The sequence below is a fragment of the Segatella copri genome (genome assembly GCF_019127135.1).
Lineage (GTDB): Bacteria > Bacteroidota > Bacteroidia > Bacteroidales > Bacteroidaceae > Prevotella.
Map to the genome: position 1 here is coordinate 1 of NZ_JAHOEA010000083.1, position 9,549 is coordinate 9,549.

The 9,549-nt window shown below is 39.2% G+C and carries 12 protein-coding genes; 6 read left to right on the forward strand and 6 right to left on the reverse strand.

Annotated elements, in window-relative coordinates; translation table 11 throughout:
• Window positions 1–2 precede the first annotated feature (2 nt).
• From KSW37_RS14395 to KSW37_RS14410, 4 genes are all read right to left on the reverse strand, one after another.
• A complete protein-coding gene (locus KSW37_RS14395) occupies window positions 3–191 on the reverse strand; it encodes a hypothetical protein (protein ID WP_217315014.1) in 189 nt (62 codons plus the stop codon).
• 32 nt (window positions 192–223) lie between these two features.
• Window positions 224–967 (reverse strand): UpxY family transcription antiterminator, encoded by a 744-nt coding sequence (locus KSW37_RS14400; RefSeq protein WP_217315015.1) that lies wholly within the window; start codon window positions 965–967, stop codon window positions 224–226.
• A gap of 757 nt (window positions 968–1,724) precedes the next feature.
• Window positions 1,725–2,120: a hypothetical protein gene (locus tag KSW37_RS14405; protein ID WP_217315016.1), complete on the reverse strand. Its 396-nt coding sequence runs from the start codon at window positions 2,118–2,120 to the stop codon at window positions 1,725–1,727.
• A 1-nt stretch (window position 2,121) separates the two neighbouring features.
• Window positions 2,122–3,387, reverse strand: coding sequence for a site-specific integrase (locus KSW37_RS14410; protein WP_217315017.1), 1,266 nt, complete (start codon window positions 3,385–3,387; stop codon window positions 2,122–2,124).
• 390 nt (window positions 3,388–3,777) lie between these two features.
• On the opposite strand from KSW37_RS14410, the gene KSW37_RS14415 reads away from it, so the two are divergent.
• The 6 genes from KSW37_RS14415 to KSW37_RS14440 all read left to right on the forward strand — a co-directional run bounded on the left by KSW37_RS14415 (window position 3,778) and on the right by KSW37_RS14440 (window position 8,105).
• Window positions 3,778–4,305 carry a hypothetical protein gene (locus KSW37_RS14415; RefSeq protein WP_217315019.1) on the forward strand — a complete coding sequence of 176 codons (528 nt, stop codon included), beginning with the start codon at window positions 3,778–3,780 and terminating at the stop codon, window positions 4,303–4,305.
• 5 nt (window positions 4,306–4,310) lie between these two features.
• On the forward strand, window positions 4,311–4,976 hold the full coding sequence (locus KSW37_RS14420; protein WP_217315021.1) for a hypothetical protein: 666 nt from the start codon (window positions 4,311–4,313) through the stop codon (window positions 4,974–4,976).
• Between the two features lie 17 nt (window positions 4,977–4,993).
• A complete protein-coding gene (locus tag KSW37_RS14425) occupies window positions 4,994–6,181 on the forward strand; it encodes a hypothetical protein (protein WP_217315022.1) in 1,188 nt (395 codons plus the stop codon).
• 30 nt (window positions 6,182–6,211) lie between these two features.
• The gene (locus KSW37_RS14430; RefSeq protein WP_217315024.1) at window positions 6,212–6,661 is read left to right on the forward strand and encodes a hypothetical protein; all 450 of its coding nucleotides are present in this window, start codon (window positions 6,212–6,214) and stop codon (window positions 6,659–6,661) included.
• A gap of 5 nt (window positions 6,662–6,666) precedes the next feature.
• Entirely contained in the window at window positions 6,667–7,419 is a 753-nt protein-coding gene (locus tag KSW37_RS14435) for a caspase family protein (RefSeq protein ID WP_217315026.1), read from the forward strand.
• 95 nt (window positions 7,420–7,514) lie between these two features.
• The gene (locus KSW37_RS14440; protein ID WP_217315028.1) at window positions 7,515–8,105 is read left to right on the forward strand and encodes an outer membrane beta-barrel protein; all 591 of its coding nucleotides are present in this window, start codon (window positions 7,515–7,517) and stop codon (window positions 8,103–8,105) included.
• 366 nt (window positions 8,106–8,471) lie between these two features.
• Here KSW37_RS14440 and KSW37_RS14445 read toward each other — a convergent pair whose 3' ends face one another.
• Window positions 8,472–8,642 (reverse strand): hypothetical protein, encoded by a 171-nt coding sequence (locus KSW37_RS14445; RefSeq protein WP_181975330.1) that lies wholly within the window; start codon window positions 8,640–8,642, stop codon window positions 8,472–8,474.
• Between the two features lie 499 nt (window positions 8,643–9,141).
• On the reverse strand, window positions 9,142–9,366 hold the full coding sequence (locus KSW37_RS14450; RefSeq protein ID WP_217315029.1) for a hypothetical protein: 225 nt from the start codon (window positions 9,364–9,366) through the stop codon (window positions 9,142–9,144).
• Window positions 9,367–9,549: the final 183 nt, after the last annotated feature.

Below are 9,549 nucleotides of genomic sequence, written 5' to 3' on the forward strand. Positions count from 1 at the left end.
TTTTATTGCTTATTATCCGCACCCAAAAAGTTGCATTTATAAGTTGAACTCAAGAAATCAATTTCCTCTGTTGGAGCAAAAGAATCATCTAAATCTGATGAAGCTCCAGAAAGACCATCATCCAAATTAATATCCGAAGTGTCAATATCGTTGAATGAATCTAAATTGTCAAATATAAAATCTTCTATCATTGTAAAATTACATATTATGTTAATGAAACATTTTACTTCTGCTTATCTTTTACCACCTCACAATAAGCACTCGGTACATATGCCGTCAAGACGGTCAGCAAGTTATCTACAACAATACCCACTCGTTGTTGACCTTTATGACGTGCCACTATTCCCATAAAACCTTCAAACTCACCTTTGATTACTCTTACCAACTGACCTTTCTCGAACTTCTGGATTTCTCCAGAGACAATGATAACATCATCTTCTTCTGAAGCACACGCAATTTTGAGACTATCCATCTGATAGTCGGGAACTATCAATGGAGTTTTCTCTATTCTGCTGCCAATATGGGTATGGTGATAATAGAAACGAAGGAATGGGAGGTTTACGTTGTCGTAAACAAAAACTTTAAGTTGCTCTTCTGTTCCGTAGGCGAAGAAAATGTTTGGTAAACGTGACTCGTTAACAACTTTGCGCTTACCATTTATAAGTTTAACCGTATCGATGGTAGGATAGAAAGCCGTAATGCCTTTGGATGTCATATAGTCATATGCCTTTTTCTCTCTGCCATAAGTGGTACGTAAGGCATACCAATGAGGAACATCTTTCTCTTTTTGCGCTTTAGGCTTTACTGCTATATGTGCATTTCTGGTGGACACCCCTGTTTGTGAACTCTCCGCAGATACAGTGCTTTGAGCTTTGGGGAGGGTGTTGGAGGTAAGTCCAACACAGGGAGGAGTTTCACCACCTCCTACGGTGTGTACATCTTGCAATGCACGTTCATCGACTTTCATATCGGTGTTAACTTATTCTAAGCAGAACCCAGTTAATAAATTGACACAAAAAAGCGTGGAATCGTCCTGTTGCCCATCCCACACATCGAGGCTCTTGCATTGCCTATTTTGGTTGAACAGACAACGTTAGAGCCCACGCCGATATGAAAATCATTACCGCAAAGAGACCTATATAATACATTTGACTGTGCCCAAAAGGGTACAATCTATGCTTACAAGGTCTCCACGGGATTTTGATATAATCACACCCGGGACATCTATCGTTGCTAAGTTCAAGACCAAAATATCGATATGGTTGCAAGATTTCGATGTGTCTTAAACAGAGCGTCAGATAAACGCCTTATATGTCTGGACTGCTTTTCCCACCCAACACCCGCTTTTGTATAGATATGTCAGATAAGTGACTTCACTACACTCAGCACGGCGTAGGCTGCCGACTCGATTATCTTGTAAGAACACGTCTAACTGTGACAAAAAACGGTCGAGCATATACAGTCCGAGTGCAAAAGTACGGAAATTAATCGAGAAAGCAGCAATAATGATTGAGAAAATCTATTATTTGACGTGAATTTAAGACTATTTAAGTCAATACGCTTGAATATCTCGATTATTTTGTGTAAGAAAGCGCACCGTAATAGATGACAAACATTCTAAAATATGCAAACTGCGCTACAAATAGAAAGCAAAAAGCGCACAGAGTGATACAACCATTTGGTATTTCTTCTCTGTACGCTATTATATAATTAAGGTGTAATGCTTAACTGATACCTCTCGGCATCGTTCCGTTCATCACGATAATCGTCGTTCGCCCCTGCTTTCCTGGAGTAGCTTGACATTCTTTGCGATTTCCTATCTTTTCAACAAGCCATCTTCTAAAAAGCAATGCTTGGTAGGTATCCACTTGCAATGCTATGGCGATAATTACGTCCAAACTATAGACATCGGCAGAATATCCATTGTCAAGTTTGATGTATTGCGAATGCTCAAAATCCTTTAGGACACCTTGCTTCCAAATTCGCTTGATTGTATTGTCCACTGTTGTCCCTGTTACATTCAACAGTTCGGCAATCTCCCAAACAGTCATCCACACCTCACCATGATGAGGATCGCAGATAACCATGCTTTCCTGTATAGTTATCACTTGTCGTTTCATACTATGCCTTTTTTGTGTTCGTATTATCGCTGCAAATATTCACGAATGTGAATTCCTCAATGTGATTGAGTTGTTGGGACAACTTTTCTACATCCTTGCTCAACTTTTCCTTGGTAATCTTGGCGTACACTTGCGTGGTCTTGATGTCTTTGTGACCAAGCATGGAACTTACTGTTTCTATTGGTACACCATTGGAGAGGCAAACCGAGGTTGCGAACGAGTGCCTTGAGACATGCCAGGAAAGTGGCTTGGTGATACCGCATTTCTTTCCCAATCTTTTGAGCGAACGCAGACAACTTCTATAAGGTGGTACAGGAAAGACTCTGCCATCCTTGCACAATCCACGATATTTCTCCATTATCTGCTTGGGATAGTCAAGCAACTTGATGTCGGCTTCCGTTCCTGTCTTCTGTCGGTGGATAACAATCCACTCGCCATCGTCAAAAAATGTCTTGATGTTCTCTTCCTTCAAGTTGTACAGATCAATGAAAGCGAGACCTGTAAAACAACAGAACAGGAACAAGTCACGCACCATGCTCATCTTCTTTCTTGTGATAGGTGTCTCCATCAACAGATGAATCTCTTCTTTGCTCAGAAATTCTCTTGTGGTCTCTTCTTCCTTGTACTCATATCGTCTGAATGGGTCTTTTACAAGCCATTCATTATCTATGGCACGGAATACCATTGCACGGAGATTGCGGACAAACACCATCGCAGAGTTTATCTTCAAGTGCTTGTCGGTTCTGAGAAAAGTCTCGTAGTCTGTGATAAAAGGCAGCGATAACTCTTTCAGAGCAATATCCTTCACATGGTAATGCGCCTGCAAGAACTCGCCCACGTAGGCACACCCAATTCTATACTTCGTGTATGTACTCAAAGATTTCATGCCAGCCTTATATTGCTTTTCCATTTCATCACGGCTTTGAGAATAGACTTTCATCAGTGTATGGCAACGATACTCCAAGCCAAGAAAGGCGTTCTTCACCTTGTCGGCAGTGACGAAGTTGTCCCTGTCCATAATCTCCTGATAATGCTTACTGATACTCACACGCATCTTGTCCAATTTGCGGTTAACTTCCAAAGCCTGCATACTCTTACCTATCATGCGTCCGCCCTTGGTGTCCCACAAATCTGGATTGGCCGTCACCTTACAACTGAACTGTGCCTGTGTTCCGTCCACTGTGATACGTCCCATGACTGGGACTGTACCGTCTTTCTTAACTACCTGTCTTTTGAGGTAGAAGATAATTGAAAATGTACTCTTCATAACGTCATTCTTTTTTGCGTTCAAAATTAATACATGAAGAGTCTTTTCTTGCTACGCATTTCACGGCAGAACACGGCAAATTTGGTTCGTAACCAAAAAACTTACGTTACTCATCAGTAACTCACTATAAATCAGAGTATTCAAATTCAATTCGTAACCTTCCTCATTCTTCCGAACCTCAACATTCACCATTTTGGGTATAGGTTACGGATAGGTAACGTTCCTCTGTCTTATCTTGTCGTATTCCCGTCTTCGTCTGTCCTCGTCACTTTTAACCAAAATGAGGAAAGTAACTGATAACCAGTAAACTTTCCTCATTCTTCTCTCAAACACTTTTTATATGTACTTTCATTAAGTGAAAGTGACAAGGATTGGCTGGCAGACAAATCTTTGGAGTTGGAAACAAACGCCTTCTTCGAAGATGATGGAATGAAAAACATGGAGGCTATTGCCAAATATGTTTCAGAAAAGAATCTCTCATGGGAGAAATTCCCTCTTTTTGCTTGGGCTCGCAGTCTTGGAGAGGGGTGGTATATCCCTTCTCGTGGTGAACTGAATACAATCTGGAAGAATCTCAATGGTGGTAACCTTGATTTAAACAAAAAGGGGTGCAAACTATGGAAGGCTTATAATAAGATAGTTGAAAGAAATGGTGGAGATAGTTTCTTCTGTTCAAATGCAAGTACTATGGGATTTAAAATGTTGGCTGGAATGATTTCTTCTACTGAGGCAGAAGGTGGTAAAGTTTATACTATCAATACCGAGAAGGGGAAGAATCTGGTTAATCACCCAATGGGAGCACCTAATGTTAAGATTCTGGAGTATCAGTTGAAAAAGGACGCACATCGCTCAGAAGGTGATGCTCTTGGTATGAAGCGTGTTCTTCATTTCGATGCACGTGCAGTACATAAATTCTAAAAATAATGCGCCAAATAATTACAATTCTTATTGCGTGTTTTACTTCCCTCATTTGTTCGGCACAAGTCAAAAATGTGAAGAAGGGCGATGTGCTACAAGTAAATGGAGTAAAAGGTATAGTCTTTAATGTAAATGAAGATGGTACCCATGGACAAATGATGAGCGTTAAGGCTTTTAGAGGAAAACAGAATTTGTATTGTGTCAAATCTGCATACCTTAAAGGTATTTCAATGCTTGACGAAAATGATGGAAAGGCAAATACCGATGAACTTTTTGCCTATGCATCTGCAAAAGGAATCTCACTTACCAACTATCCAGTTTATAATTGGTGTAAGTCATTAGGTGACGGATGGTATGTTCCTTCTATTAATCAGCTAAAAGCATTTGTAAATTATTGGTTAGGTAATACAGATGTAGAAGTTGATTGGGAGGAAGATGAGAATGTCAACTCTGTAGATGATTCTATGCCGCATACTAAAGTTGTAAATAACATCTTGCTTGAAGCTGGAGGTATTCCTTTCTTGAATGGTGTCTTTACATCAACATTGGATGCCAGTAAGAAAGTGGATGTGTTTGAATACAACAAAGATGATGGCAAGTGGAAGTTTTACAAAATCAATCCCATGAAGCTTGATGCCTTTTGTGTAGGTCGGGCCTTTTATGATTTTTAGTTATGAATAAAAGACTAATGTTATTATATATATGTCTTTGGGTGGTATCGAATGTTACCGCCCAGGACGTATTCAAATATCACAAGGGTTCAATGTACTCTATCATGCTGAAACATGAGAACCAGGAATATTGCAAAGAAATGGTTGATGTATTCGAGAAAATACCAATACAGGATAATTTCTATGAATTCAACCTGTCAAAGCGAGTGTTCAAGGCAGGAGTACTTGAGGAAAGTGATACTACCAAGGCCAACGATCAGAAGCCTCATATTGATATGCTTCTTCGAGATAATGCGATCGGTCGTCGCCTTGTAGCAAAGTGGTTTAATCAAGCCAAGGATGGAACATTTAATCCTAATCTGATTTTGGAAAGAGGGTACTACAATGTGAATGCTTCTGATATTCAGACAGCATTATATTCTCATAAAACTCAGGAGGGTATCGTTTATGATGCAGGTGAAGAGCTAATAGGTAATACTTATGTTCTTGTGAATGATATCCAATATGGTGACAAACGTCGCGACAGGGAAAAACGTATGTCTGGTGCTATTGCATTGTCTGCAATTCCTTTAGTCGGTATGGTTGCTATGCCTGTGGCTGGTGTTCTTGCAAATGATTATTCTGGTTTTAATGTGACGGTTACTTCTTATCTGTATCGACTTGATTGGACCAAGGAAATCTCTGACGGATTCTATAATGCATATTATACTGCTACTCAAGATGCCAACAAGAAAGAGGCATTCAAGAAACAGAAGACTCTTTTCACTGTGAGCTATCTCGGTAGCCAGACTGTGCATAGTCAGAATTCCAACTTCAAAGGAGTAAATGATAGGGAAAGCCAAATTCGATTGGTGTGTACCCGTGCCATAGACAAGGCTATTGCACAATTACAAAAAGAGCATCCGGAGTTCCGTGTAAGAACGCCTCTTCTGAGCAGTAGTCCTATTACAGCCCATATAGGTATTCGTGAAGATGTTACCGAGGATTCAAGGTTTGAAGTATTGGAAGTAGGTGAAACATCCGATGGCAGAACTACTTATAAACGAGTTGCTGTAATTAAGCCGAAAAAAGGTAAGATTTGGGATAATCGATATATGGCTGAGTTCGAAGAACATAAAAATGGAATTTTGAAGTCTACTGAATTTGAACTTGTATCTGGCAGTATTTCCCAAACTGCATGTTTGATAAGAGAAATAGATAAGTAATATAGTGTTAAATTAAAAATTAAACAAACAATGAAAAAAACAATTAAGTATTTGATGCTTACACTTGTAGCAGTGTTCGCATGTGTGGCAATTTCTTCTTGTAGCAAGGACGATGATGATCCTAACAAGGGTATTGGCAACTATTATGTCCAGTTGGCAGGTGTTGAGACAAATTGTATTGATGCAACTGGTAATAACCTAGCTGATATTTTTAAGTCTGGCTGGATTACTGAAAACAAGGCAGATTCTCAAGGCAAAAAGACCATAGGTAAGACAGACAATGAAACAGCACGTACGTGGTTTAATCAGTATATTAATGCCCTGGTTCAAAATGCAGATGAGGAGTTCCGCGGTAAAAATCTCCTTCCCGAAAATGGCTATGTACGTTATTATTTCAGTTTAGGAAGTGATGCTTCATATGGAGGTGCAAATGAAAATGCAATAATTGAAGTCACAAATTCTGGAGCAATTAAACGATAGATAGAATGAATTCTCTAAAGGGTATTGCACTGTTGCTATTGTCACTTATTTCTGCAATAGAAATTAATGCACAGCATACGTATGTAGTATCTGTTGGTATCGCTGATTATCAGAACATTAATGATCTTACGTTTACAGAAGCAGATGTAGTAACATTCAATCATATTATGGCTCAACATGATGCTGTCATTACAACATTAACAGGCGCTCAGGCAACACACTCTAATATTATTAAGACTGTTCGTTCTGTTTTTGCCAAGGCAACGCCTTCAGATGCAGTAATATTCTTTTTCAGTGGACATGGTTATGAAGGTGGTTTTTGTTGCTATGATATGCAAGCGAACTCTCATCTTGGCGGAATGAGTTATCAAGAAATGCAGATACTATTTCGTAATTGTCGTGCAGGGCGGAAGATGGTTTTTGCGGATGCATGTTTCAGTGGAGGTCTTGGTAAACAGCGTACACAATTGCAGGTACAAGCTGTTGCAAACAATGAGGTAATGTTCTTTCTGTCATCTAGATTGGATGAAACTTCGTTGGAATTACCACAAGGACCAAATGGTCTTTATACATATTTCCTCGCAAAAGGATTAGGTGGTGCAGCAGATATAAATAATGACAGAGTTATTTCTGCTAACGAGATTTACAATTTTGTTAGTATCAACGTCTCATCGTGGGCAAACCAGATTCCTCACAATCAGCATCCAACTATTTGGGGTAATTTCAAGCAAAGTATGTCTGTTTTAGATGTGAAGTGATGAACATTCTACATTAGTTGGGTGGCATTAAATAAAAAATCATGTTAGTCAGTGAAGGAATTCCTTCACTGACTTGAAAAGTAAATTAAAACGTTATGAAGAAATTTTTTATGATGGCAGTTATGACTGTGCTTACAATTACAGCATCTGCCCAAGTAGAAAAGGGAATGCGATATGGCATAACCTTTACAGGAACAATGAGTAAGTACTCTGAGTTACCAAATACTGAGAATACATTCGGTTATGGTGGTGGTTTTATTTTGGAGTACAACTTTACTCCAAATGTTTATCTGGGTTCAGGATTGGAGTTCGGGTTAAGAGGGACAAAGGCAAAAAAACTAGAATTCGGAGGTCAGCCTGTTATACCGGATGGTTCTTTGAAGTCATATAACCTCATTATACCTGTCAATATCGGTGGACGCGTTAATCTGTCGGATAACGTAGCTTTATTTGGTCAAGTCGGTCCTTATGCTTCATTTGCTATTAAAAAAGCAGAACTCCAGCTTCTAGATATTTCCACAATAAAAGGAGAAAGCTTTGACTGGGGATTTAATGGTAAGATTGGTGTCGAGTTTAGCCAAATTCAACTATTTGGTGGATACGAACTTGGCATGAAAGAAGTTTGGATTTGGCCAGAAAACTCAAAGAACCGCTCTTTTGTGTTTGGTGTCGGTTATACATTCTGACCAGTAGCAAGGTGTTCAGCAACGTATTGTTGATGGTCTTCATAAAATAGGATCAGATTTACAATCGGTTATGTGTGTATGAATTTTGCAAAACGGATGTTTGGTGGAGATGTCTCCGTGCCTTGAATGATTCGTCTCCTTAAGTGAAAGAATACGTCTCTTTGGATGAAAGAATACGTTTCATTGGGTGAACGGATACGTCTCCTTGAGTGAAAGAAACCATCTTCTGGAGTACAAGGATATAACTTCTTGAAAGTTGTCACTAGGCTCGGCAGGTCTGCTGAGCCTAGTCAGCAGGTCTGCTCACTGCAGTCAGCAGGTCTTGCGAGCCTAGTGGGATGACCTTAGAAAGTAACTTCATATCGCTTAAATGCAAACTTTTACAGTCTTAAGAAATGCAGAACATCCTTCTTCTACTTTTTTTCTGTTAGCCATTCTTTCCTCTCTGGTCATGTTTTCAACACGTTGCATTTCTTCTTCAAATTTACGTGCTGCTTTGCCATAGAGAATGGGCGTTTCTTTGATTGGTCTTGACATATTTCTATCCTCCTATTATTAATGATTATGATTCTGTTGCAAAAGTACGATTAAAAACTGAACTACCGAAGTTTTTTTGCAACTATTTTTCTCCAATTTTCTGCATATTCTTGCAGAAAAGTAAGCAGAAACGATAAATTTGCAGCAAAGGGCTGTAATCCTTTGCTCGCTAGGTTTTTATAGTTTCCTTTTGAATTGTCTCAATAATGCTTGTTGAGAACGTTTGGTGTACCAAATGTCAACAATGACGATTTCATCACGCTCTTTGTCGTAGCGATAAATGAGCTTGAAGTTGTCCATTAGCAGTGCGCTACGATAATCTCGATGAAAATCTTTCAGAATAGGCTCTTGAGAATATGACAATGGGAACATAATGAGACGAGCGTATATGGCCTCAAGTTCCTTTTTCCATCTCAAAACGCATTTCCTTCCAAACTCATCCCTAGCATATTCGATACAATAGCGTTGTCTTCTTGGGTTGGTGGTAATACTCGTATGTTTACCATTTGAATTCGTTTTTGAAATTGGCCATCATTTCTAGAAAGTCAACAGCGTTGCCTGTTCTTGCATATTCTTCTTCACGAGCTAAGACATGATTCACCAACTCGTCATTATTGCATGGTGTCATAAAAGGATATTCTTCGGATTCGTTATGAGCCTCTGTTGCATAATCGTGACGATAGGCAACTGTTGGTTCTTTTGGGTTTGACATTATTTTAGTCATATTGTAATCCTCCTTATTTTTGGTTACTCTAATATGTTGCAAAATTACGATTAATATTTGAAAGTACCAAAGTTTTTTTCGCTTTTCTTATGAATAATCCTAAAGAATTTGAGTTTCGTACTTCCAGCCCCCCCCAGCCCGTCCGAGAACGGCCGTTTTGGGGTGTATCACATAGGGTAGAAC